The organism is Streptomyces sp. NBC_01451, from assembly GCF_036227485.1.
GTDB lineage: Bacteria > Actinomycetota > Actinomycetes > Streptomycetales > Streptomycetaceae > Streptomyces.
On the sequence record NZ_CP109479.1, the window covers coordinates 3,583,204 to 3,606,759 of the forward strand.

The window sequence follows — 23,556 nt, forward strand, 5'->3', positions numbered from 1 at the left end:
GTGGCGCGGCTCCGGTGGGAGTATGGAGAGAGGTACCGGACCCAGGGGGGCCGGAGGCGGCGCCATGACATTCGTACAGCTGATTGACTGCAAGACCAGTCGGTTCGACGAGATGAACCGGCTGATGGACACCTGGGTCGAACAGACCAGAGGGAAGCGGACCGCGACGCACACGCTGATCGGCAAGGATCTCTCGGACTCGTCGCACTTCGTCGAGATCGTGGAGTTCCCGTCGTACGAGGAGGCGATGCGGAACTCGAACCTTCCGGAGACGGACAGGATCTTCCGGGAGATGGTCGCCCTGTGCGACGAGATGCCGACGTTCACGGATCTGGACGTGGTGCGGGACGAGCAGTTGTGCGCCGACACCGCGCGGCGGTTCTTCGAGGTGATCGCCGTCCACGGTGAACTGCCTCCACTCGACGACCTGTTCGTGGAGAGCTACCACGACCACGACCCGTCCAACGAGCAGGACGTCATCGGGCTGGACGCGGCCCGGCGCGAGATGCAGATGTGGCGCGAGGGCTTCGACTTCGTGTTCACCGTGCACGAGCAGATCGCCCAGGGCGACAGGGTCTGCACCCGCTGGACGTGGAACGGGACTCAGCGCGGCGACTTCATGGGGATTGCCGGCACCGGCCGGAAGGCGTCGATGACCGGCACGACCATCCACCGGTTCGACTCGGACGGGAAGATCGTCGAGGGCTGGTGGGAGTACGACCGGCTGGGGCTGATGGGGCAGCTCGGGGCGCTGGACTCGTTGGAGCGGTAGGAGCGGTGGAGAGCAGGGGCAGCGCAGGAGTGGAGCACTCGGGGTGTGTGCGTACGGGGATCGTCTGACCGCCCGCGAAGGGAGAAACCCCCCGTTCCAGCCAGGAACGGGGGGTTTCTTCGTGCCGCGTGAGCTGTTGGCTCAGTGGGAGTGGCCGTGGCCGTGGCCTCCGGCGGCCGACTCTTCCTCTTCCTTCTTCTCGACGACCAGGGTCTCGGTCGTGAGGAGGAGGGAGGCGATCGAGGCAGCGTTCTCCAGGGCGGAGCGGGTGACCTTGACCGGGTCGATGACGCCCTGCTTGACCAGGTCGCCGTACTCGCCGGTCGCGGCGTTGAAGCCCTGGCCCTTGTCGAGCTCGGCGACCTTGGAGGTGATGACGTAACCCTCCAGGCCGGCGTTCTCGGCGATCCAGCGGAGCGGCTCGACGGCGGCCTTGCGGACGACCGCGACACCCGTCGCCTCGTCGCCGGTCTTGCCGAGGTTGCCCTCAAGGACCTTCACGGCGTGGACGAGCGCGGAGCCACCGCCGGAGACGATGCCCTCCTCGACCGCGGCGCGGGTCGCGGAGATGGCGTCCTCGAGACGGTGCTTCTTCTCCTTCAGCTCCACCTCGGTGGCGGCGCCGACCTTGATCACGCACACGCCGCCGGCCAGCTTCGCGAGGCGCTCCTGGAGCTTCTCGCGGTCCCAGTCGGAGTCCGTGTTCTCGATCTCGGCCTTGATCTGGTTGACGCGGCCGGCCACCGCGCCCTTGTCGCCACCGCCGTCGACGATGACCGTGTCGTCCTTGGAGATGGTGACGCGGCGGGCGGTGCCCAGCACGTCGAGGCCGACCTGGTCGAGCTTGAGGCCTACCTCCTCGGCGATGACCTCGGCGCCGGTGAGCGCGGCCATGTCGCCGAGCATCGCCTTGCGGCGGTCGCCGAAGCCGGGGGCCTTGACCGCGACCGCGTTGAAGGTGCCGCGGATCTTGTTCACGACCAGGGTCGACAGGGCCTCGCCCTCGACGTCCTCGGCGATGATCAGCAGCGGCTTGGAGGAGTTGGTCTGGATGACCTTCTCCAGCAGCGGCAGCAGGTCCTGGATGGAGGCGATCTTGCCCTGGTGGATCAGGATGTACGGGTCGTCGAGGACGGCCTCCATACGCTCCTGGTCGGACACCATGTACGGGGAGAGGTAGCCCTTGTCGAAGGCCATGCCCTCGGTGAAGTCGAGCTCCAGGCCGAAGGTGTTGGACTCCTCGACGGTGATGACACCGTCCTTGCCGACCTTGTCCATCGCCTCGGCGATGAGCTCGCCGACCTGCGTGTCCTGCGCGGAGAGCGCGGCCACGGCGGCGATGTCGGACTTCTCCTCGATCGGGCGGGCGGTCGCGAGGAGTTCCTCGGACACAGCCTTGACCGCCGCGTCGATGCCCTTCTTCAGGGCGGCCGGGGAGGCGCCGGCGGCGACGTTCTTCAGGCCCTCGCGGACGAGCGCCTGGGCCAGCACGGTGGCGGTGGTCGTACCGTCACCCGCGATGTCGTTGGTCTTGGTCGCCACCTCCTTCACCAGCTGGGCGCCGAGGTTCTCGTACGGGTCGTCGAGCTCGACCTCGCGGGCGATGGTGACGCCGTCGTTGGTGATGGTGGGAGCGCCGAACTTCTTGTCGATGACGACGTTGCGGCCCTTGGGGCCGATCGTCACCTTGACAGTGTCGGCAAGCTTGTTGACGCCGCGCTCAAGGGCGCGACGGGCGTCCTCGTCGAACTTCAGGATCTTCGCCATAGGAGCGGTTCAGCCCTCTCGGAAAACTTGGGTGAACGAACCGCGCCCCCAGCACCCGGCTTGTTGAGAGTCGCGGGGGCCAGGGGCGCAGTTCACTGCAATGCTGGTAATACCGGGTGAATTACTTCTCTACGATCGCGAGCACGTCGCGAGCCGAGAGGACGAGGTACTCCTCGCCGTTGTACTTCACCTCGGTGCCGCCGTACTTGCTGTACAGCACGATGTCGCCGGTCTTCACGTCGAGCGGAAGCCGCTCGCCGTTCTCGAAGCGGCCCGGGCCCACGGCCAGGACGACGCCCTCCTGGGGCTTCTCCTTGGCAGTGTCCGGAATGACCAGGCCAGAAGCCGTGGTCTGCTCGGCTTCGAGCGGCTGGACCACAATGCGGTCCTCGAGCGGCTTGATGGCAACCTTGGAGCTGGTGGTCGTCACGATCCGACCTCCCCCTTCGGAGATCTCACGGGGTTAACTGTCTGAGGTGGCGACCAGGTGGATCCGTCGTCGCGGGTGCCGGACCTGCCCGTCGCTGTTGGCACTCTCCAGTGGGGAGTGCCAGACCTGAGACTATGACCGCGATTAGCACTCGGTCAAGCGGAGTGCCAATTCCGTCGTGGGTGGCGCGGGGTTTCCGGCGGTCGCGGGGTGCGCTGAGGAGGGTGTCGATGCGTCTGCGTCCGGGTGAGACCGAGGCCGTCGGCCTGCGGGTGGTGGCCGTGCTCGACGCCGTCCGGCTGTTGCGCGAGGCGGCGCCCGACGTCACCGGACGTCCTCGGGTGATCGCGATCGACGGCCGGGGCGGTGCCGGCAAGACGACCCTGGCCGAGCGGCTGCGCGAGGCGGCGCCCGGCTCCGCCGTCGTGCACACCGACGACATCGCCTGGAACCACGCCTGCTTCGACTGGGGTACCGCGCTCGTCGAGAACGTCCTGCGCCCCCTGCACCGGGGCGAGGCGGTGGACTTCCGTCCTGACGCCTGGATCGCCCACGGCAGGCCCGGGTCGGTCACCGTGCCCGCGGGTGCCGGTTTCGTCTGGGTCGAGGGCACGGGCGTCATCCGCGAGGAGCTGGCCCCGTGGCTGGACGCCTCGGTGTGGATGCAGGGCGACCTCGACGAGCAGGAGCGTCTGCTGACCGTCCGCGACGGCGACTCCCCCGCGCAGCGGGAGCACGTGGCGAACTGGCTGCTGGAGGAGCTGCCGTTCATGCTGCGCGAACAGCCGTGGGCCCGAGCGACCATGGTCGTGGCCGGTCCTCCGCCGACCGGCCACGACCACGACCCGGACACCGAGCTGGTCGTCGCCCCGCCGGTCGGCTCCCGGGCGCCCCTGGGCCGGCTCGGCCGAGGGCGTCAGAGGTAGTCCTCCAGGCGGCCCACGCTCAGTCCCTTCTCCTGGACCTCGCGGAGCAGCCTCACCGTCCGCTCGACCAGTGGAGGGCCGTCCAGGTCGTCGTCGGGGCCCACGAGGAGGATGTCGCCCGCCCGGAGGTGCTCCCCCTCGGTCCACCGGACCACCGCCGAGACCCCGCAGTCCGCGGCGGCTCTCAGGGTGGTCGTGTCGTAGGTGCCGTAGGGCGGGCGGAAGAGGCGCGGGCGGAGGCCGAAGCGTTCGCGGAGTTTGTCCTGCTGGCCGCAGATCTCGGCGCGCTGGCCGGCGTACGGCAGGCCTCGCAGGGACTGGTGGTCCAGGGTGTGGTTCTGGACGTTCGCGCCGACCTCGCGCAGTCGGGCGAAGTGGGCGTAGCCCGGGCCCACGACACTGTCCGTGAGGAACATGCTGACCGGGAGGCGCAGTTCGCGGACCAGGTCGACGAACCGGGGGTCGCGTTCGGCGCCGTCGTCGTAGGTGAGGAAGACGACCTTGTCGTGGGTCGGGACGCGGTCGACGACCGGGGGCAGGCCGGGGCCCGCCGCACGGATCGGGGGGCGGGGCGACGGGGGCGGGGCCAGGGGCACACGGGACGGCAGGCCCCAGCGGCGGTAGGCGTGCGGGTCGTCGGCCCGGGAGGGCGGCGTACGGGCGGCCTGCCGGGCCGCGTGGGCCGCCTTTCTGCCGAGGCGTTCGATGGGGTCCACGGACTGGGCGCAGCCGGTGACGGCCGCCCCCAGGAGCGCGGCGGCGAGTGCGGCGGCGACCAGTGGGCGCGCGGTCACAGGTAGTCCTCCAGGCGGGCGACCGCGTACCCCTTGGCGGTGACGAGTTTCATGAAGCGGCGGACCATGTCGGGCATCGTGCCCTTCCCGTCGTCCTTGCCGCGGAAGTGGCTGAGGACGATGTCTCCGGGGTGGATGTCCCGGTCCCACTCGCGGTAGTCCCAGTGGTCGGCGAAGACCTCCTCGTTCCAGAGGGGTACGTGCTTCACGCCGCACGACTTCGCGGCGCGCAGGCTGTCCTCGTTGTAGTTGCCGTAGGGCGGGCGGAAGAGGGCCGGGCGGGTGCCGTACCGCTTCTTGATCACGTCCTGCATGCCGCAGATCTCGGTCTTCTGGCGTTCGTAGGAGAGGGCGGGCAGGTAACGGTGGTGGAGGGTGTGGTTGTTGAGTACGACACCCCGGTCGCGCATCTTCCTGAAGTAGCCGTAGTCCTCCTTGACCAGGTAGTCGCTGAGGAAGGCGGTGTACGGGATCTTGAGTTCGCTCATCATCCGCAGGAACGCCGGGTCCTTCTCGGCGCCGTCGTCGATCGTGAGGAAGACGATCTTGTCGCGGGTCGGGATCGTGGTGAAGACGGGCGGCAGGCCGCGTTCCTCGTGGTCGTCCACCTCGAAGCCCTTGCGGGTGGCGAGGTGGGGTTTGCGGGCCGGGGGCGGGGGTGCGGTGAGCGGGGGTGCGGTCAGGCCCCAGCGCTTGGCCGTGGCCGCGCGGGCCGCGTAGGAACGGCGCAGCTTCTGGGCGTAGGCGTCGAGGGCGCGCGCCGGGGGTGCGTGGAGGCGCAGTTCCTGGCCGGGGGCGGGGCGGACGTTCTTCGGCGGGGCGGTGGCTGCCGTGCGGCGTTCCGTGCGGCGTTCCGTACGGCCCTCCGAGCCGCCTTCCGCGCAGCCGGAGATGAGGGGGGAGGCGAGAGCGGCCACGGTGAGAGCGGTGATCCCCGCACGGATCACTGACCGGTTTTTGTATTTTTGTCCTACTGATCGCATGGTGCCGGATCTTCCCAGGACGGGACCGCGGAAGGCTGCCGACACCGCCGCCGGAAGCACGCCGTCCACCGGCTGGCCCACAATGTCCCGGTGAACGACCTCGCCGCACCCCTCTCCGCCTTCGCCGCCCTCCTCACCCCCGAGGGCCGCGCCCTCCTCGACGAAGTACGCGGTACCGAGCCGGCCCGCGAACTGGCCGTCGCCACCCGGCTGCGCCGCGCGCACCCCGCCGGACTGGTCTCGGCGGCGCTCGGACAGGAGCGGTTGCGGCAGCGGGCGGTGGCGAAGTTCGGCGCCGGGGACGCCGGGCGGATGTTCTTCACGCCGAACGGGGTCGAGCAGTCGACGCGGGCGAGCGTGGCCGCGTACCGGGCCGGACGGTTCAGGGAGTTGGGCGTGACCTCCGTCGCCGACCTGTGCTGCGGGATCGGGGGCGACGCCCTCGCGCTCGCCCGGGCCGGGATCCGTGTCCTGGCCGTGGACCGGGATCCGCTCACGGCCGCCGTCGCGCGAGCGAACGTCGAGGCGCTGGGCATCGGGGATCTGGTGGAGGTGCGGGAGGCCGATGTCACCGACGTCGACACGACGGCGTACGGCGCGGTGTTCGTCGATCCGGCACGCCGTGGGGGGCGCGGGAGGATCTTCGATCCCGAGGCGTACTCGCCACCCTTGTCGTGGGCCGTGGGGGCGGCGCGGAAGGCGCCGCTGGCCGCACTGAAGATCGCCCCCGGTGTGCCGCACGAGGCGATTCCCGCCGACGCCGGAGCAGAGTGGATCTCGGACGGCGGTGATGTGAAGGAGGCCGTGCTGTGGTTCGGGGCCGAGCCCGGGACCGTTCGGGCAACCCTGCTGCCAGGGCCGCGCGTTCTGGTCGGGCGGGGGCTGCCGGACCCTCAAGTGCGTCCGGTGGGGCGGTACTTGTACGAACCCGACGGCGCCGTCATCCGGGCGCATCTGGTGGCGGAGGTCGCCGAGGAGGTCGGCGGGGGGCTCGTCGACGAGACGATCGCCTATGTGACGGCGGATGAGCCGCGGGCCACGCGGTATGCCTCCGCCTACGAGATCACCGATCAACTGCCGTTCGGGGTGAAGAAGTTGAAGGCGTTGCTGCGGGAGCGGGGAGTCGGGGTACTGACCGTGAAGAAGCGGGGGTCGGCTGTCGAGCCGGAGGAGCTGCGGAAGATGGTCAAGCCGCAGGGGCCCAACTCGGCGACGGTTTTCCTTACCCGGGTGGCGGGGACGCCGGCGATGCTTGTCGGGCATCCCGTGCGTTGAGCTCCGCCGGTTCGGGGGTTCGTTCACTGCCGGTCCGTGGGGGCTTGTCGCGCGGTTCCCCGCGCCCCTGAGAACTCAACCGCACTCCTGCGCCCGGGCTCGCAGCAGGTCCCGTTCTCGTTCGTTCCGGGTCAGTTCGGCCGCTCGGAGGAATTCCGCTCCCGCCTCCTTCCTGCGGCCCAGGCGCAGCAGCAGGTCGGCTCGGACGCTGGGGAGCAAGTGGTAGTCGCGCAGGGCCGGTTCGGTGGTGAGGGTGTCGATGATCTGGAGGGCGGGGGCCGGGCCCTCGGCCATCGAGACGGCCACCGCGCGGTTCAACTCGACCACCGGGGACGGGGATCGGACGGCGAGGGCCGCGTACAGCGCGGCGATGCGGGGCCAGTCCGTGTCGTCGTAGGAGTGGGCGTGGGCGTGGCAGGCGGCGATGGCGGCCTGGAGGGCGTACGGGCCAGGGCCTGATGTCGTTGTCGTGGCGCCCGCCGCTTCCGCCCTGGCCAGGGCGGTGAAGCCGCGGGCGATCAGCAGGCGGTTCCAGCGGGAACGGTTCTGGTCCTTGAGGAGCACCGGTTCGCCGGTCGGGCCCGTGCGGGCCGCCGAACGGGACGCCTGGAGCTCCAACAGGGCTGTCAGCGCGTGCACTTCGGGTTCCTTGGGCATCAGGCCCGACAGCACGCGGGCCAGCCGCAGGGCGTCCTCGCAGAGGGCGGGGCGCAGCAGGTCGTCGCCGGCTGTGGCCGCGTACCCCTCGTTGAAGATCAGGTAGATGACCTCCAGGACCGAGCCGAGGCGGGCCTCGCGCTCGGGGCCGTACGGGACCTCGAAGGCGACGTTCTTCGTCGCGAGGGTTCGTTTGGCGCGGACGATGCGCTGGGCGACCGTCGCCTCGGGGACCAGGAAGGCGCGGGCGATCTCGGGGGTGGTGAGGCCGCCGAGGAGGCGGAGGGTGAGGGCGATGCGGGCCTCGGCGGACAGCACCGGGTGGCAGGCGGTGAAGACGAGGCGGAGCAGATCGTCGTCGATGTCGTCGGGGGCGGACGGCTCGACCGGCGGGGTGGTCGTCTCCAGGGTTCGGCCGATCTCCGCCAACTTGCCGGCGTATGTCTCGCGGCGGCGGATCAGGTCGACGGCGCGGTGCTTGGCGGTGGTCATGAGCCAGGCGCCCGGGTTGTCGGGGACGCCGTCGCGGGGCCACTGTTCGAGGGCGGCGACCAGGGCGTCCTGGGCCAGCTCCTCGGCGATGCCTATGTCCCGGACGATGCGGGTCACGGCCGCGATGATCCGGGGGGATTCCAGGCGGAACACCGTCTCGACGGTCTGCGTGAGTGCCTGTTCGGTAGCGGTGCCGGAGGTGGGCTGTCGGGTCACAGCCCACCATCAGACACCGTCAGCGGCGATCGGCCAAGGAAGCCGGGGGGCCGGGAGGTACGGGAGGTACGGGAGGTACGGGAGGTACGGGGAAGGGGAAGCGGCGAGCGGGTCGCTCAGCCTTCCGCGATCTCCCGTACCTCGCAGGTCACCGTCCAGTGCTCCTCGTGGACCTTCAGGAAGCGCTTGGTCCACTCCAGTGCCTCGGCCTTGTCCTTGCACTGCATGATCGCGTAGCCGCCGACGATCTCCTTGGACTCGGTGAAGGGACCGTCGGTGACGGAGATCCTGCCGTCCTGCCAGTGCACGCGGGTGCCCTGCGCGGTGGGGGTGAGGCCCGCGGTGTCGAGCATCACCCCGGCCTTGGTGATCTCCTCGATCAGCTCGCCCATGCGCTGCATCAGCTCGGGGCTGGGGCCTTCGGCGGGGGCGGTGGCTTCGTCGATCTGCACGAGGGAGAGATAGCGGGGCATGGGGTTCCTCCTTGGGCGTGGCCCGGTTCCTTTCCGGGCTCTCACCAGTGCGTCGAACGGGAAGGGCCCGGATCGACACGGCTGCGGAAATTTCTTCGGGAATTTCTCCCGGGAGGCGTCTCCGCAGCTCAGAGGCTCACCCATCACCTTAGAGCCGTCACCGCAAAGTCGTCACCGCGAGGCCATCACCGCGCAGCCGTCACCGCAGGGTCGCCCACAGTTCCGCCGCCTCCGGTTCCTGGGCGACCACCCGGTTGGCGTCGGACGGCGCCGTCACCACCGGCATCGTCACCGTCTTCAGCTCGTCCGCCGACAGGCCCTGGAGGCTCTGGCCCAGGCCCATCAGCTCGCTGAGCGAGTTCAGGCCGGTGTCCGTGGTCAGGCTGGCCGTGGCCACGTCGGCGACCTTGTACAACTTGGCCGGGCTGGTCAGCAGGTTCGTTGAGGAGATCTGCCGGAGGAGGGCCTTGACCAGTGTCTGCTGGAGGCCTATTCGGCCCAGGTCGCTGCCGTCGCCGATGCCGTGCCGGGTGCGGGCGAGGGCGAGGGCCTTGGTGCCGTCGAGGTGGTGTTCGCCCGCCTCCAGGTCGAGGTGGCTGTCGTCGTCGTGGATGTCCTCCTCCGTGGTGACCGTTACGCCGCCCAGCGCGTCCACCAGGTCCGCGAAGCCGGCGAAGTCGACCTCCAGGTAGTGGTCCATGCGGACGTTCGTCATCGACTCCACCGTCTTGACCGCGCAGACCGGGCCGCCGACCGAGTACGCCGTGTTGAACATGACGCCGTACGCCACCGCCGTCGAACCGCCGTCGGCCAGCGGGCAGGACGGGCGCGTGACGAGCGTGTCGCGCGGGATGCTCACGATCGTCGCCTTCTTGCGGCCCGCGTCCAGGTGGACGACCATCGCCGTGTCGGACCGGGCGCCCTCGCTGCTGCCGCCGCCGAGTGCCTGGTTCCGTTTGCCGCTGCGCGAGTCCGACCCCAGGACCAGGATGTTCAGCGCCTCGCTCGGCAGCGGTGTCGCCGAGGCGGACGCGCCTGCCGAGGGCAGTGACTGCGTCTTCGCCGGGCGGTTGTCGCCGAGCGCGCTGTTGATGTCGACGCTCTTGATGTTGCGGTTCAGATGCCAGTAGGCGTAGCCCGCGCCTCCGGCCGCGATCACCAGGGTGCCGGCCAGCGTGAGACCGACGGCCTTCATCCAGCGCGACGACCGTCGGCCCACCTGTCTTTCCGCGCCCCCGTCGTCATCCGACGTCTGTTCCTCGTCTCCCATCACGGAGAGGAACGTACGTCCGAAATATTACGCGCAGGGGCCCCTACCCGGGATTCTTCGGAAAATCTCACGCTTCTCAGGCCAGGATCAGCCAGGGATCGGACAGAGATCGGACAGAGATCACCCCAGCGTCACCGTCGGCACCGGGTTGCTTCCGCTCCACGTCCCGTTGAACCCGAAGCTCACCGAGCCGCCGCTCGGCACCGTGCCGTTGTACGAGGCGTTCACGCAGGTCACCGCCGCTCCCGACTGGGTGCAGGTGGCGTTCCAGGCCTGCGCTACCTGCTGGCCGGCGCCGTACGTCCAGGTCACCCGCCACGACGACAGTGAACGGCCGGCGGAGCAGGCGATCGTCACCTGCCCGGTGAACCCGGAGTTCCACTGGTTCGGGACGCTGTACGTCGCCGTGCAGCCCTCCGTCGACGGGGTGCCGCCGAGCGCCTGGGCGATCGCGTAGTACGCCGGTTTCGGGGTGAAACTCTCCGTGTACGGGGTCGCCGCGCCGTATCCGTCGAACACGTCCGGGATCCATGAGTCGGAGTCGGTGAAGCCCCAGACCGTCACACCGACACACCTGGTCACGGCCACGCAGGCGTTCATGACCGACTTGTAGTCGGCCGCCTGCTGGGTCAACTTGGCTTCGGTGGCGGGCAGTTGCATACGGATGTCCAGTTCCGTGATCGCCACGTCGACGCCCAGATCGGCGAACCGCTGGATGTTCTGCTGGAGGGTCGCGGGGTACTGGCCGAGGATCAGGTGTGCCTGTAGACCCACTCCGTCGACCGGGATCCCGCGCTCCTTCAGGGACTTGACCAGGTTGTAGAGGGCCGTGCTCTTCGCGTTGACGCCCTCCACGTTGTAGTCGTTGATGTAGAGCTTCGCCGCCGGGTCGGCCGCGCGCGCCCAGGTGAGGGCCTGCGCGATGTAGTCCGTGCCGAGGTTGTTCGACCAGAGCGTGGAGCGGTAGGTGCCGTCCTCGTTGAAGGGCTCGTTCACCACGTCCCAGGCCGCCAACTTGCCCTTGTAGCGGGTGACTTCGGTGGTGATGTGGTCCTGGAGGATCGTGCTGAGCTGGGCCGGTGTCCAGGTGCCGTTCGTCAGCCAGCCCGGGTTCTGGCTGTGCCAGACCAGGGTGTGGCCGCGCACCTGCTGGTTGTGGGCCTGGGCGAAGGCGACGATCTGGTCGGCCTCGGTCCAGTTGTAGGTGCCCCGGCTGGGCTCCACGGACTCCCACTTCATGGCGTTGCCGGGAGTGAGCGAGTTGAACTGGGCGCCGGCCAGGTCGCCGTACGTTCCGGTGAGCTTGGATCCGGTGACGGCTGTACCTATGACCTTGCCCTTGGCGGTGGCGAGGTCGCGCAGCGGGGGATCTGCGGCGTGGGCCGAGGTCGCGGTGCCCGCCACGAGCAGTGCGGCGGCGGTGGCGGCGGTGGCGAGAAGGGCGGCGAGACGTGAGCGCAACGCCGGTCTGAACGTTCGTACTGCCGTTTCTGCTGTTCGGGAGGTGCTCATGCGGGTGCCTCCGAAAGTTTCGGACGTTCAACCGATTGACTTCGGAGCAGTGTGGAGCGCCGCACGACACCCGTCAATACAGCTGCACCACAGGATTCGCTAAACCGCCGGAGGCGCCGCCGTGCTGTTGCGCACCACCAGACTTGTCGCCAGTTCGACCCTGGTCGCCCCTGATGTGCCGTCTCCCCGGCCCAGGTCCAGGACCAGTTTTGCGGCCGTTTCAGCCATCTCCATCAGGGGCTGGCGGACGGTCGTCAGCGGGGGGCCGACCAGGCGGGCGATCGGCAGGTCGTCGAAGCCGACGACGCTCAGGTCCTCCGGGATGCGCAGGCCGAGTTCGCGGGCGGCCTCGTACAGGCCGAGGGCCTGGAGGTCGTTGCCGGCGAAGACGGCGGTCGGGCGGTCCGGGGAGCGCAGGAGTTCCAGGCCGGCGCGGTAGCCCGTCTCGTGGTGGAAGTCGCCCACCTTGAGCAGGGCGGGGTCGACCGGGAGGCCGGCCGTCTCCAGCGCGGCGCGGTAGCCGTCGACGCGGGCGCGGCTGCACATCATCCGGGAGGGGCCGCTGATCGACGCGATGCGGGTGTGGCCCAGTTCGACGAGGTGACGGGTGGCCGCCAGGCCGCCCTGCCAGTTGGTGGCGCCGACCGAGGGCACGTTGTCACCGGGGTCGCCCGCCGGGTCCATCACCACGAACGGGATGGAGCGGCTGGTCAGCAACGCCCGCTGGGACTCGTCGAGGCCGGACAGGACGAGGATCACGCCGTGCGGGCGACGGGCGGCGACCTGGTCGGCCCAGGTGCGGCCCGGGGTGAGGCGGCCCGCGCTCTCGGAGAGGACGACGCTCAGCCCCTCCTCGCGCGCCGCGTTCTCCACACCCCGGATGACCTCCATCGCCCACGCGCTCTCCAGCTCGTGGAAGACCAGGTCGATCAGCGGGGAGCGGGTCGCCTCGGCGCGGCGGCGCCGGTAGCCGTACGCCCGCAGCAGGTCCTCGACACGGGTCCGGGTCCCGGGGGCGACATCGGCGCGGCCGTTGAGCACCTTCGAAACAGTCGGAGCGGAGACGCCTGCCTCGCGGGCGATCTCGGCGAGCGTCGCGGTCTGGGTGGACTGCGACGGTGTCTGCGTTTCAACGGGTTTCGAGGGTCTCATGGCCGCGATCGTATCCCTGCGCGACCTCTTGACGAAGACCCTGTCCCCCCATAAATTTCCGGAACATTCGACGTACCACCCGAAAGATTCGTACAGAGACTCGTTCAGGTTTCGTTCAGAACATTCGCGAGAGGTGCAGTCATGGAGTCGAACAGAGGGCGGTCCACAGGGTCCACCGGTACGGCGTTCAGCAGGCGCTGGGTGCTCGGTGCCGGCGCCTCCGCCCTGCTCACCACCGGCCTCAGCGCCTGCGGCTCGGGTGAGGGTTCGGGCGGTGGCGGGGACACGATCACCGCGTTCGTGTACGGGGACGACGCCGTGAAGGTCCAGGCCGCCGCGGTCGCGCGGTTCAACAAGTCGGCCGCCAGCAAGACGGCCAAGGGCAAGGTCAAGCTGGAGAAGATCCCGGGCTCGGACTACCTGCCCAAGCTGCGTACGGCGATGGGGTCGCCCAGCGCCCCGGACGTCTTCTTCAACTGGGGCGGCGGCTCCATCAAGGCGTACCAGGAGGCCGGCAAGATCGTCGACCTGACCGACGTCATCGAGAACGACCCGGTGCTGAAGAACGGCTTCCTGCCCTCCGTACTCGCCGCCGGTGATCTCAAGGGCCGCCACTACGGCATACCGATGCGCGGTATGCAGCCGGTGATCCTCTTCTACAACAAGACCGTCTTCGCCGAGCAGAAGATCCAACCCCCCACCACCTGGGACCAGTTGCTCGACGTCAACACCAAGCTGAAGAAGGCGGGCATCACCCCGTTCGCCCTCGGCGGCTCCGACGTCTGGCCCGAACTGATGTGGCTGGAGTACCTGGTGGACCGGATCGGCGGTCCCGAGGTCTTCCGGCGCATCCAGGACGGCGACGCGGAGGGCTGGGGCGACCCGGCGGTCCTGGAGGCCGCCGAGATGGTGAAGGAACTCATCGACGACGGTGCCTTCGGGTCGAAATTCACCTCCGTCTCGTACGTCAACGGCGGTGCCCCGGCCGTCTTCGCCAAGGGCAAGGCGGCGATGCATCTGATGGGCTCGTGGGAGTACTCGACGCAGCTCGGCAAGTTCCCCGACTTCGCCAAGTCCAACCTGGGCTGGGCGGCCTTCCCGAAGATCGAGGACGGCGTCGGCGACGTCCGCAACGTCGTCGGCAACCCCACCAACTACTGGTCCATCAACCCCCGTACGCAGAACAAGGACGCGGCGATCGCGTTCCTCAAGGACTGCGCGTCCGAGGCGTACGCGAAGGACCTGGTCGCCCTCGGAGACGTGCCGACCACCTCGAACGCGGCGGCGCTGCTGTCCTCCGCGCCCAACCCCGAGTACGCGAAGTTCCAGTACGACCTGGTCCAGCAGGCACCCGCGTTCACGCTCTCCTGGGACCAGGCGCTCGGCGACGAGCTGGGCACGAAGATGCACACGGAGATCGGGAAGCTGTTCACCGGCAAGTCGTCGCCCAGTGAGTTCGTGTCGGCCTGCAAGGGGCTGAAGTGAGCGTCACGGACCAGACCGTGGCATCCGGGAGGGGCAAGGTGCGGGCCGGGCGGCCGGGTGCCGTCTGGGCGCTCCCCGCGGTGCTCTTCTTCACCTTCTTCGCGGTCGTCCCGATGGCTCTGGCCTTCTACCTCTCCTTCACCAAGTGGGACGGCCTCGGCGACCCGAAGCCGGTGGGGCTCGCCAACTGGCAGAAACTGCTGGACGATCCACGGCTGACGCAGTCGCTCACACTCACCGTCCTTCTCACCGCGGCCAGTTGGGCGTTCCAGACCGTCGTGGCACTGCTGCTCGGGGTCTGGGCGGCGGGCCGGCAACGCAACCGGGCCGTCCTCTCGGCGATCTTCTTCGTGCCGTTCCTGCTCTCCTCGACCGCCATCTCGGTCCTCTTCTACGCCCTGCTCGACCCGAACTTCGGCATCATCCAGAAGGACACGCTGGGCTCGTCCAGCGGCGCGTTCCTCGCGATCGTGTTCGTCGGCGGCTGGCAGTTCATCCCCTTCCACACGCTGATCTACCAGGGCGGCGCCCGTCAGATTCCCCAAGTTCTCTACCAGGCCGCGGCAATCGACGGGGCGGGCCGCTACCGCCAGTTCTTCTCGATCACGCTGCCCCAGCTGCGCCACACCATCACCACGTCGACCGTACTGATCGTCGTCGGGTCGCTCACCTACTTCGAGACGGTGCTGATCCTGACGAAGGGCGGACCCGGCACGGACACGGCGATCCTGCCCTACCTGATGTACGAGGCGGGCTTCAAGACGTACGACTTCGGCTACGCGAGCGCCATCGCCTCGGCCCTCGTGCTGGCCGCGACCGGCCTGTCCCTGGTCCTCATCCGGCTGACCGGCTTCGGCGGCATGCGCAGTACGCGTGAAGGGATGTGACGGAGTGTCACACGACACGCTTCCTCGTCCCACGACCGCCGACAAGCGCCCGGAACAACCGGGGCGGCGGCCGTCCGGCCGTCGTCGCAGGCACTGGAGCCGACGGGCCAACCCGCTGGCCGGCCTGGGTTCGATCGTCTGGCTGGTGATCGTCCTCGTCCCGATCTACGCCATGCTGTCGGCGTCGCTCACCGGCCCCGACAAGGCTCTCACCGGCAACCCCCTGAAGCCGCCCACCGATCCGACCCTCGACAACTACAACACCGTCCTCAACTCGGGCTTCTGGCATCTGCTGAGCAACACGGTGATCGTCGCGGTCACGGTCGTGGGCATCGTCCTCGTCCTGTGCGTCCCGCTCGCGTACGTGGCCGTGCGCACCCGCACCCGCTGGTCGGGCGCGGCCTTCCGGCTGTTCCTGCTCGGGGTGGCGATCCCGGCCCAGGCGGTCGTGGTCCCGCTGTACCTCCTCATCGCCAAACTCGACCTGTACGACAGCCTGTTGGCGGTGATCCTGCCGACGGCGGCCTTCGCGATGCCGGTCTCGGTGCTGGTCCTCACCGGCACCCTGCGGGACATCTCGGAGGACCTGTACGAGGCGATGGCCCTCGACGGCGCCTCCCCGATGCGCATGCTGTTCCAGCTGACGATCCCCCTGGCCAAGGGCGGGATCAGCACCGTCGTGATCTACGCGGCCCTACAGGCCTGGAACGGCTTCCTCTTCCCGCTGATCTTCACCCAGTCCGACGAACCCCGGGTCCTCACCCTCGGCCTCTTCAACTACGTGAGCCAGTTCGGCGTGAACATCCCCGCCCTGCTCGCGTCGGTCGTCCTCTCCGGCATCCCGATCTTCGCCGTCTACCTGGTGGCCCGGCGCGCACTGATCGGCGGCCTGATGGGCGTGGGCGGCAAATGACCCGGCGGGAACCGGCGGAACCAGACGCCGGTGAACTCACCTTCCCTGACAGGAGTTTCATGACCTCGGCTCCCTGGCGCGACCGCGCCCTGTCCGCCGACGCCCGCGTCGGCGACCTGCTCTCCCGGATGACCCTGGAGGAGAAGACCGCCCAGTTGTACGGCGTGTGGGTGGGCGCCTCGACGGACGGCCACGGGGTCGCCCCGCACCAGCACGACATGACCGGCGACTACGAGTGGGACGAGCTGATCACCCGGGGCCTCGGCCAGCTCACCCGCCCCTTCGGTACGGCCCCCGTGGACCCGACGCTGGGCGCGCAGGCGCTGGCCCGCGCCCAGCGTCGTATCGCCGGGGCGGGCCGCTTCGGCATCCCGGCGCTGGCCCACGAGGAGTGCCTGGCGGGCTTCACGGCCTGGCGTGCGACGGCGTACCCGGTCCCGCTGGCCTGGGGCGCCACCTTCCACCCCGGGCTGGTGGAGGAGATGGCCGCCCGCATCGGCCACGACCTCGCCTCGGTCGGCGTGCACCAGGGCCTCGCCCCGGTCCTGGACGTCGTACGCGATCCGCGCTGGGGCCGGGTGGAGGAGACGATCGGCGAGGACCCGTACCTGGTGGGGACGATCGGGTCGGCGTACGTGCGGGGCCTGGAGTCGGCGGGGATCATCGCCACGCTGAAGCACTTCGCGGGGTACGCGTCCTCGGTCGGCGCCCGCAATCTCGCTCCTGTCCGGGCGGGGGTGCGGGAGTTCGGGGACGTGACCCTGCCCCCGTTCGAGATGGCGCTGCGCGAGGGCGGGGCGCGTTCGGTGATGGCGGCCTACAACGAGACGGACGGGGTCCCGGCCTCGGCCGACCCGCATCTCCTGACCCGACTCCTGCGCGAGGACTGGGGGTTCACGGGAACGGTGGTGTCGGACTACTTCGGCATCGGCTTCCTGGAGACCCTGCACCGCGTCGCGGGCACTCCGGCCGAGGCGGCGCACCTCGCCCTGGCGGCCGGCATCGATGTCGAGCTGCCGACGATCCGGAGCTACGGCGACGCACTGGTGACGGCGGTACGGGCGGGAGACGTACCGGAGTCGCTGGTGGACCGGGCGGCCCGCCGGGTGCTGACACAGAAGTGCGAGCTGGGACTGCTGGACGAGGACTGGCGGCCGGAGCCGGACGGCTCCCCGATCGACCTGGACTCGGCCGGAAACCGGGCGCTGGCGCGCCGGCTGGCGGAGGAGTCGGTGGTGCTGCTGGACAACCCGGACGGGCTGCTCCCCCTCGCCCCCGACACCCGGATCGCGGTCGTCGGGCCGCGGGCGGCGGACGCGCTGGCGATGCTGGGCTGCTACTCGTTCCCGTCGCATGTCCTGCCGAGCCATCCGGAGACTCCGGTGGGCGTGGACATCCCCACGCTCCTGGACTCCCTGCGCGCCGAACTCCCGGACGCCAAGGTGACGTTCGCGGAGGGCTGCGCCACCTCGGAGCCGGACACGTCGGGCTTCGAGGAGGCGGTGGCCCGGACCGCCGAGGCGGATGTGTGCGTGGCGGTACTGGGTGACCGGGCGGGCCTGTTCGGCGGGGGTACGTCGGGCGAGGGCTGCGATGTGGCGGAGCTGCAACTGCCGGGCGTACAGGCCGAGTTGCTGGACGCGCTGGTGTCGACGGGGGTGCCTGTGGTGCTCGTCCTGCTCACCGGCCGCCCGTACGCGCTGGGGCGTTGGCACGGGCGCCTGGCGGCCTCCGTGCAGGCGTTCTTCCCCGGGGAGGAGGGCGGCCCCGCGGTCGCGGGCGTGCTGTCGGGCCGGGTCACCCCGTCGGGCCGGCTGCCGGTGAGCGTGCCGAGGGAGCGCGGGGGCCAGCCGTGGACGTACCTCCAGCCGCCACTGGGACTGGCGGGCGAGGTGAGCAGCCTGGACCCGACACCGCTGTACCCGTTCGGACACGGGCTCTCCTACACCTCTTTCACCTGGGAGGACTTCGCGGAGGGCGGCCCGGCGGATACCGGGACCGCGGAGACCCGAACTGCGGAGACCCGAACTGCTGAGATCGGGACGGCCGGTTCGTACGAGGTGTCGGTGACCGTTCGCAACACGGGTGCGCGGGCCGGGGCGGAGGTCGTGCAGCTGTATCTGCACGACCCGGTGGCCTCGGTGACCCGGCCGGACGTCCGCCTGATCGGTTACGAGCGGCTGGAGTTGGCGCCGGGGGCGGCGAGCCGGGTGACGTTCCGCTTCCACGCGGACCTCTCGGCGTTCACGGACCGCTCGGGGCGCCGGATCGTCGAACCGGGCGCGCTGGAGCTGCGGTTGGGGGCGTCGAGTGCGGACGTTCGGTATGCGGCGCGGGTGCGACTGGTGGGCGCGGTCAGGGAGCTGGGCGCGGATCGGCGGCTGCGGTGCGGGACGGAGGTCGGTTCCGTAGACCACTGGACCAGCGGTCCAGCGAACCGTCAGGTCCGTTGGCCAGCAGGTCCGTAGGTCAGCAGGTCAGCAGGTCAGCAGCGCGGACTCGGCCCCGCCGACTCAGGGCACGGCGGGGCCGGACAGGTAGTGGCCCTGTGTGTCGTACGGCCAGGCGTTCGACACGCAGCCCTTGAGTCCGTCGATCTGCTGCATCATCGCGGGCGCGGGGCGTCCCGGTCCCGGGCACGTCTCATGGCCGCGGCCCAGCCAGTGGCCGACCTCGTGGTTGACGATGAGGGCGCGGTACTCGACCGGCGGTCCGTCGAACTCGGGGGAACCCAGCTGCCAGCGCTTCAGGTTGATCACCACGTCGGCGCCCGTACGGCAGTTGACCTCCCCGAGGTGGTCCGCCTGCCGCACGTTGCAGAGCTTGTCCGTGGTTTTCGCGGTGGCGACACGGAAGGTCAACTCCGCTTCCGGGCCGGTGACTTGGCGGAAGCGGGCGCCCGCCTGACGCCAGCCCCGCCGGTCGTCGAGGATGGCGGCGATCTGGCGGGCGGCGTCCGCCGGGTCGACGCCCGCGCCGTCCTCGACCTGGACGCGGAAAGGGGTTCCGGAGGCCGGCCCGGTGACGGTGAGCGGGGCCGTGGCGAAGGTGCCGGGGCCGGACTCGGGGATGGTGGGCTGCGTGGAGGAGCCCTTCCCGGACCCGGAAGTACGGCCGTCGTCAGGGGACTTGGGTGACCCGGATGTCTCGGGAGACCCGGCGGAAGCGGAGTCGTCGGCGATGGAGTCGTCCGCGGTGGAGTCGTCGGCGGGCGGACTCGTACCGCCCGTGCCGGCGACCGGGGTGCGCTCGGCCGGTGTCAGGACCGCCTCCGGGGCGCGGGCCTGCGACGCGGTGTCCGGCAGCAGGCGGGGCAGGAGCACCGGCACCGCCGCCGTACCGAGCGCGGCGAGACAGACCGTGGCGCCGATCGCCCCCATACGGGTCCGGCGCCTGCGCCGCCGCCGTAACGCGCTCAGTCGGCGCGAACCGTTCGCTGCACGTCGTTTCTCACTCATCGGGGGGAACCGCCTGTCTCGTTCGTACTGTTGGCACTGCTCGAACCAGTCACCGAGGAGGGCTCGGCGCTGGAGTACTCGGTCGGGGTGGGTCCGGACAGCGCGGGCGGGGCGAGGGATGCCTCGCCCGTGGAGTCCGTACCGTCTCCTGCCGCCTTCTCCGCTTCGTCCATCGCCGCCTGCACCTCGGCCTCCACCTCGGCCTTCGCCTCGGACAGCAGGGCCGAAGTGCCCGCCGCCGCCAGCAGTTGGTCGGCGCTGACGGGTGGGGAGACCCTGGCGTCGGTGTCCGGGCCGACGGTCAGCACCACGGTGCTGTCCGCGTAGAGGAAGCTGACGCTGACGGACCGGCCGCCCCGCAGATCGCCGCCCGTCACGACGACCCGCGCCTCGATCCGGCCGGGCAGCCACGCCGTACGGCAGACCACGGCCGTGTCCGGCGGGTCCGGGCATCCGACGAGGGTGTCCACCCCGGGCCTGACCTGGAACGTCACCGGGAAGGTGTGTCCGTCGATCCGGCCGGCGAAGAGATCCGTGCCGGCCGGGGAGACGGTCCCGATCAGGTCGCCCAGCGCCCGGGTCAGCACCTTGGCCTTCCGCACCGGGCCGGTGGCGTCGGGGGTCGCCTCGGGCACCGGCGGGACCGATGCCGGCGACGGCGTCCCGGAAGTGGTGGCAGGCGGTGCGACCGCCGAGGCGGCGGGCCGGGACGCGGGATCGCCCAGGCCTCCGCCCCCGGTCGACGCACCGCCGAGCACGGCCGAGCCGATGCCCCCGATCGCGATCACCCCGGTCACGGCGCCTGCCACGGCGGCCCGCGCCCGGACCCGGCGGCGCCTGCCGAGGCGTACCGCCTCCTGCGTCAGGTCGGGCAGCGGGGCGAGCCCGGCGGCGGCCCGCTCCATCAGTTCCCGCAGCTCCCCGGCGAGCGCGTCGTCGGGCCCGGCGTCCGGCTCGGGCGCGTGCGGGCTTCCGGGTGGCGTGTCGTGCACGGATGTTCCTTTCAGCGCTGGAGGCGTACGGGGTTCAGTACTCGGCGGTGTACACATGGGCTTCGCCCAGCACCGCCCGCAGCCGGGTCAGGGAGCGGGAGCACTGGCTCTTGACGGTGGACTCGCTGCACCGCAACTGCGCGGCCACCTCCGACACGCTGAGGTCCTCCCAGTAGCGCAGGACGACCATCGCCCTTGCCCTGGGCGGGAGTTCACCGAGTGCGGCCATGAGCGTGACGCGCAGCTCGGGTCTGGGCGCGGCGGGCGCCGGGTCGGGGCGGGCGTGGGCGAGCAGGTCGCGCAGCCGGCGTCGGCGCTCGTGCAGGAACAGCCGGGTCAGGACGGTACGGGCGTAGGCGTCGAGGTGCTCGGCACGGCTCGCCCGGTGCCAGTGCTGGAAGAGCCGGGCCAGCGTGGACTGGACCAGGTCACGGGCGTGTTCGCGGTCGCCGCAGAGCAGATACGCCGTCCGGTACAGCCGTTGCCGGCCCGCCCGCGCGTACTCCTCGAAGTCCCGCTGCCGGACCGTCGCCGACATCCACCCTCCCGTTTCCCGTTCTGCGTATGGCTGTTGAGCTCACATGCCGTAAAGGCACACGTGCCTGATACGCATCACGCCCCTCGCACGCCTCACAGGTCTCTGTCTCACCTGTTCTTGAGCGTGCTCGGGGCGGAAAGGTTGAAAGGGGTTCGGAAATTTCTCCGGTGTCTTCTCGTGGGCTCAGCCGAAGCGGCCCGCCGCCATCAGGCCATGCTCACGAGCGAGGACCACGACCCCGGTGGCCGTCAACCGGTTCCGGAAGGCCCGGTCGCCGAACCCCCGGGCGGCGGACAACCGCCGAGGCGCAGGTCCGTCGGACTCCGGTCTGCCGGAACCCACCCGCGTGGAAACCACGTACGCCCCTCGAGAAACGGAAGCGACTCCCCCACACGGCGCCGAAGGCACCGAAGTCACCGCGCGAGGAGAACCGATGGCCGGATCCTGAAGCCCGAACTGGTCATATGTGGACATCTCGCGAGCGAGCCATGTCAACCTGGTGGGCCTGCTGTGGAGACGGGCCCGACGATGTCAGGGACGGGGAACGGCTGTTCCGGGATGAGGGGCCGGCCCATCCCTTACGGTGGCCGCATGTCCCCGTCACCGTCGGAGCCGACCACCTCCCCCACACGCGAGCCCCACCCCGCCCCCGGCCAACTCCACTCCACCGCAAGGTCGTTCGGCGCCGAAGCCACCCGCTACGACCGGGTCCGCCCCCGCTACCCCGACGCCCTGGTGCACCGGATCGTCAGCACGGCCCCAGGCCCCGACCTCCTGGACGTCGGGACCGGTACCGGCATCGTCGCCCGGCAGTTCGGGGCGGCCGGATGCCGGGTGCTCGGGGTGGAGGTCGACGCGCGGATGGCCGATTTGGCACGGCTGAGCGGGGTCGGGACGGAGGTGGCGTCGTTCGAGGAGTGGGAGCCCGCCGGGCGGGCCTTCGACGCGGTGGTCTCCGCGCAGGCCTGGCACTGGGTGGACCCGGTCGCCGGCGCCGCGAAGGCGGCCGAGGTACTGCGGCCCGGTGGCCGACTCGCCCTGTTCTGGAACGTGTTCCAGCCCCCGCCCGAGGTCACCGAGGCCTTCATCGAGGTCCACGACCGCGTCCTGCCGGACTCCCCCAACCTCTGGACGAAGCCTGCCCTCGACACCTACGCGCCCCTGTTCGCCGAGGCTGTCGACGGGATACGGCAGGCGGGCGGCGCGTTCGGCGAGACGGAGGAGTGGCGGTACGAGTGGCAGCACTCGTACACCCGCGACGAGTGGCTGGACCTGCTCCCCACCCACGGCCGCACCAGCGGGCTCCCACCCGCACGGCTGACGGAGCTGCTCACCGCCACCGGCGCCGCGATCGACGCGCTGGGCGGCGAGTTCACGGTGCGCTACACAACGGTGGCGATCACGGCGTCCCGGACGACCGCCGCCGCATCGCACCCACGGTCTGCCCGGCCATGAGGAGACAGGCGACCAGGGACGGCGGCCAGATCCACACCGGGGCACCCCTGTTGTAGGCGGGGGTGAGCGCCGACAGGGTCGACGCCGCGCTCCAGCAGACCAGCCGGAACGACAGCAGCGCCCAGGAGTTGGCGGGGGACGCGTAGAGGACGCGCCCCCGGACGGAGTTCGGGTCAATGGTCATGGCTGGTCCATTGCTGGTCATGGCTGCCGTCGTCCCCGCCGTGCTTCCGTGCCGTGCGGCCGGCCACGTACCGCCGGGCGATCGTCGCGCAGATCAGGGCCGGGGGCAGGGAGGCCGGTCGCCAGCCGTCGGGCAGCAGCCAGGCCGAGAGCGCGCCGAAGACGATCAGGGTGGCGATCAGGACGACTCGGTCGCGACGCGCGGAGATGGCCCTGCCTCCGCGGAACACCGGGCCGGTCACCGGTCGGTCCGCCAGGGCCCGGCGTACACCAGGGCCGCGACCAGGACGCAGACGAACGCCGGGCCGAGGAGCACGTCGTCCCACAGGAGTCGGTGGCTGCGAGGGATGCGCGCCGTGCTGCCGAGGGCGATCCCGACACCGAACAGGATGTTCGACCACGCGCCCCTCCTGCGTCGGCTCTCCGGCAGACCTGCCGGCATGCGTCGTCCCAGGAGTTGGAGCACGCCTCCCCCGACGAGAACCGCGGCGACGGCGAACCCCGTCAGGTGCGCGATGACTTCCACAGGTTTTCCAACTCCTCGCTGGGTCACCCCGGCCGTCCGGACCCTCGACGCCGTTCCTTCTCCCTCTCCTGACCGTGTGCTTCCCCCGCATGACGCCGAACGTGCGGGCGGGCTGTTCGTCAGGGGCGGTACCGGGACCCCGGTACCGCCCCTGATCCCTCACTTCGAGACAGTCAGGACCGTCGAGACGGCGGGTTCTGCTACCTGCGCGCCCTCCTCCAGCCCAGTCTCACCAGCGAGATCAGTCCGATCACCAGGAAGGCGGTCACCAGGAACGTCACGATCGCCGCCCAGGACGGAAGCCCGTCACCGGCGCCCAAGGTCGCGGCGGTCATGCCGGCCGCGGCGAACACGAGCGCGTAAGCCACACGTCTCACGAAAGGTCTCCCGGGGTTCGGGG

General features: G+C 70.4%; 24 protein-coding genes. 8 read left to right on the forward strand and 16 right to left on the reverse strand.

Going from position 1 to position 23,556, the window contains the following annotated elements; translation table 11 throughout:
• Positions 1–64 precede the first annotated feature (64 nt).
• The gene (locus OG595_RS15520; protein WP_329272395.1) at positions 65–772 is read left to right on the forward strand and encodes an ester cyclase; all 708 of its coding nucleotides are present in this window, start codon (positions 65–67) and stop codon (positions 770–772) included.
• 141 nt (positions 773–913) lie between these two features.
• Here the strand turns inward: OG595_RS15520 and groL are convergent, their stop codons facing one another.
• Positions 914–2,539, reverse strand: a complete 1,626-nt coding sequence (groL, locus tag OG595_RS15525; protein ID WP_329272396.1) for a chaperonin GroEL — start codon at positions 2,537–2,539, stop codon at positions 914–916.
• 121 nt (positions 2,540–2,660) lie between these two features.
• On the reverse strand, positions 2,661–2,969 hold the full coding sequence (gene groES / locus OG595_RS15530; protein WP_006377800.1) for a co-chaperone GroES: 309 nt from the start codon (positions 2,967–2,969) through the stop codon (positions 2,661–2,663).
• A gap of 230 nt (positions 2,970–3,199) precedes the next feature.
• Here groES and OG595_RS15535 point away from each other — a divergent pair, with 230 nt between their 5' ends.
• Positions 3,200–3,895, forward strand: a complete 696-nt coding sequence (locus OG595_RS15535; protein ID WP_329272401.1) for a uridine kinase family protein — start codon at positions 3,200–3,202, stop codon at positions 3,893–3,895.
• On the opposite strand, the gene OG595_RS15540 is transcribed toward OG595_RS15535, so the two are convergent.
• Both OG595_RS15540 and OG595_RS15545 read right to left on the reverse strand, forming a co-directional pair.
• The gene (locus tag OG595_RS15540; protein ID WP_329272403.1) at positions 3,886–4,689 is read right to left on the reverse strand and encodes a polysaccharide deacetylase family protein; all 804 of its coding nucleotides are present in this window, start codon (positions 4,687–4,689) and stop codon (positions 3,886–3,888) included. The genes OG595_RS15535 and OG595_RS15540 overlap by 10 nt on opposite strands.
• Positions 4,686–5,672, reverse strand: a complete 987-nt coding sequence (locus OG595_RS15545) for a polysaccharide deacetylase family protein (RefSeq protein ID WP_443073039.1) — start codon at positions 5,670–5,672, stop codon at positions 4,686–4,688. The genes OG595_RS15540 and OG595_RS15545 overlap by 4 nt, the downstream gene beginning before the upstream one ends.
• Before the next feature lie 90 nt (positions 5,673–5,762).
• Here OG595_RS15545 and OG595_RS15550 point away from each other — a divergent pair, with 90 nt between their 5' ends.
• Positions 5,763–6,947 (forward strand): THUMP-like domain-containing protein, encoded by a 1,185-nt coding sequence (locus OG595_RS15550; RefSeq protein ID WP_329272408.1) that lies wholly within the window; start codon positions 5,763–5,765, stop codon positions 6,945–6,947.
• A gap of 75 nt (positions 6,948–7,022) precedes the next feature.
• Here the strand turns inward: OG595_RS15550 and OG595_RS15555 are convergent, their stop codons facing one another.
• From OG595_RS15555 to OG595_RS15575, 5 genes are all read right to left on the reverse strand, one after another.
• Positions 7,023–8,312 (reverse strand): RNA polymerase sigma factor, encoded by a 1,290-nt coding sequence (locus tag OG595_RS15555; RefSeq protein ID WP_329272410.1) that lies wholly within the window; start codon positions 8,310–8,312, stop codon positions 7,023–7,025.
• A 116-nt stretch (positions 8,313–8,428) separates the two neighbouring features.
• Entirely contained in the window at positions 8,429–8,785 is a 357-nt protein-coding gene (locus OG595_RS15560) for a YciI family protein (RefSeq protein WP_329272413.1), read from the reverse strand.
• Between the two features lie 199 nt (positions 8,786–8,984).
• Positions 8,985–10,055: an LCP family protein gene (locus OG595_RS15565; protein ID WP_329282906.1), complete on the reverse strand. Its 1,071-nt coding sequence runs from the start codon at positions 10,053–10,055 to the stop codon at positions 8,985–8,987.
• Positions 10,056–10,175: 120 nt separating this feature from the next.
• Positions 10,176–11,567, reverse strand: a complete 1,392-nt coding sequence (locus OG595_RS15570; protein ID WP_329272415.1) for an endo-1,4-beta-xylanase — start codon at positions 11,565–11,567, stop codon at positions 10,176–10,178.
• A gap of 99 nt (positions 11,568–11,666) precedes the next feature.
• A complete protein-coding gene (locus OG595_RS15575) occupies positions 11,667–12,719 on the reverse strand; it encodes a LacI family DNA-binding transcriptional regulator (protein ID WP_329272417.1) in 1,053 nt (350 codons plus the stop codon).
• Positions 12,720–12,860: 141 nt separating this feature from the next.
• Between OG595_RS15575 and OG595_RS15580 the strand changes: the two genes are divergently transcribed.
• The 4 genes from OG595_RS15580 to OG595_RS15595 are packed head-to-tail and all read left to right on the forward strand — an operon-like array spanning position 12,861 to position 18,472.
• Positions 12,861–14,204, forward strand: coding sequence for an ABC transporter substrate-binding protein (locus OG595_RS15580; RefSeq protein WP_329272420.1), 1,344 nt, complete (start codon positions 12,861–12,863; stop codon positions 14,202–14,204).
• Positions 14,201–15,091, forward strand: coding sequence for a carbohydrate ABC transporter permease (locus OG595_RS15585; RefSeq protein WP_329272422.1), 891 nt, complete (start codon positions 14,201–14,203; stop codon positions 15,089–15,091). Before OG595_RS15580 ends, OG595_RS15585 begins: the two co-directional genes overlap by 4 nt.
• A 4-nt stretch (positions 15,092–15,095) precedes the next feature.
• Positions 15,096–16,004, forward strand: a complete 909-nt coding sequence (locus OG595_RS15590) for a carbohydrate ABC transporter permease (protein WP_329272424.1) — start codon at positions 15,096–15,098, stop codon at positions 16,002–16,004.
• Positions 16,005–16,063: 59 nt separating this feature from the next.
• Positions 16,064–18,472: a glycoside hydrolase family 3 N-terminal domain-containing protein gene (locus tag OG595_RS15595; protein WP_329272425.1), complete on the forward strand. Its 2,409-nt coding sequence runs from the start codon at positions 16,064–16,066 to the stop codon at positions 18,470–18,472.
• Positions 18,473–18,517: 45 nt separating this feature from the next.
• Here OG595_RS15595 and OG595_RS15600 read toward each other — a convergent pair whose 3' ends face one another.
• From OG595_RS15600 to OG595_RS15610, 3 genes are all read right to left on the reverse strand, one after another.
• Positions 18,518–19,384, reverse strand: a complete 867-nt coding sequence (locus OG595_RS15600) for a DUF3152 domain-containing protein (RefSeq protein WP_329272427.1) — start codon at positions 19,382–19,384, stop codon at positions 18,518–18,520.
• A 74-nt stretch (positions 19,385–19,458) separates the two neighbouring features.
• On the reverse strand, positions 19,459–20,454 hold the full coding sequence (locus OG595_RS15605; protein ID WP_329272428.1) for a hypothetical protein: 996 nt from the start codon (positions 20,452–20,454) through the stop codon (positions 19,459–19,461).
• Between the two features lie 34 nt (positions 20,455–20,488).
• The gene (locus OG595_RS15610) at positions 20,489–20,992 is read right to left on the reverse strand and encodes a SigE family RNA polymerase sigma factor (protein WP_327697153.1); all 504 of its coding nucleotides are present in this window, start codon (positions 20,990–20,992) and stop codon (positions 20,489–20,491) included.
• Between the two features lie 591 nt (positions 20,993–21,583).
• Here OG595_RS15610 and OG595_RS15615 point away from each other — a divergent pair.
• Positions 21,584–22,447, forward strand: a complete 864-nt coding sequence (locus OG595_RS15615; protein WP_329272432.1) for a class I SAM-dependent methyltransferase — start codon at positions 21,584–21,586, stop codon at positions 22,445–22,447.
• Here the strand turns inward: OG595_RS15615 and OG595_RS15620 are convergent.
• From OG595_RS15620 to OG595_RS15635, 4 genes are all read right to left on the reverse strand, one after another.
• Positions 22,392–22,631, reverse strand: coding sequence for a hypothetical protein (locus tag OG595_RS15620; RefSeq protein WP_329272433.1), 240 nt, complete (start codon positions 22,629–22,631; stop codon positions 22,392–22,394). The two genes, OG595_RS15615 and OG595_RS15620, sit on opposite strands and share 56 nt — an antisense overlap.
• The gene (locus tag OG595_RS15625; protein ID WP_329272435.1) at positions 22,621–22,872 is read right to left on the reverse strand and encodes a hypothetical protein; all 252 of its coding nucleotides are present in this window, start codon (positions 22,870–22,872) and stop codon (positions 22,621–22,623) included. Before OG595_RS15625 ends, OG595_RS15620 begins: the two co-directional genes overlap by 11 nt.
• On the reverse strand, positions 22,869–23,156 hold the full coding sequence (locus OG595_RS15630) for a hypothetical protein (protein WP_329272437.1): 288 nt from the start codon (positions 23,154–23,156) through the stop codon (positions 22,869–22,871). Before OG595_RS15630 ends, OG595_RS15625 begins: the two co-directional genes overlap by 4 nt.
• A 200-nt stretch (positions 23,157–23,356) precedes the next feature.
• Complete coding sequence (locus OG595_RS15635) at positions 23,357–23,533, reverse strand: hypothetical protein (protein WP_329272440.1); 177 nt, start codon at positions 23,531–23,533, stop codon at positions 23,357–23,359.
• Positions 23,534–23,556 lie beyond the last annotated feature (23 nt).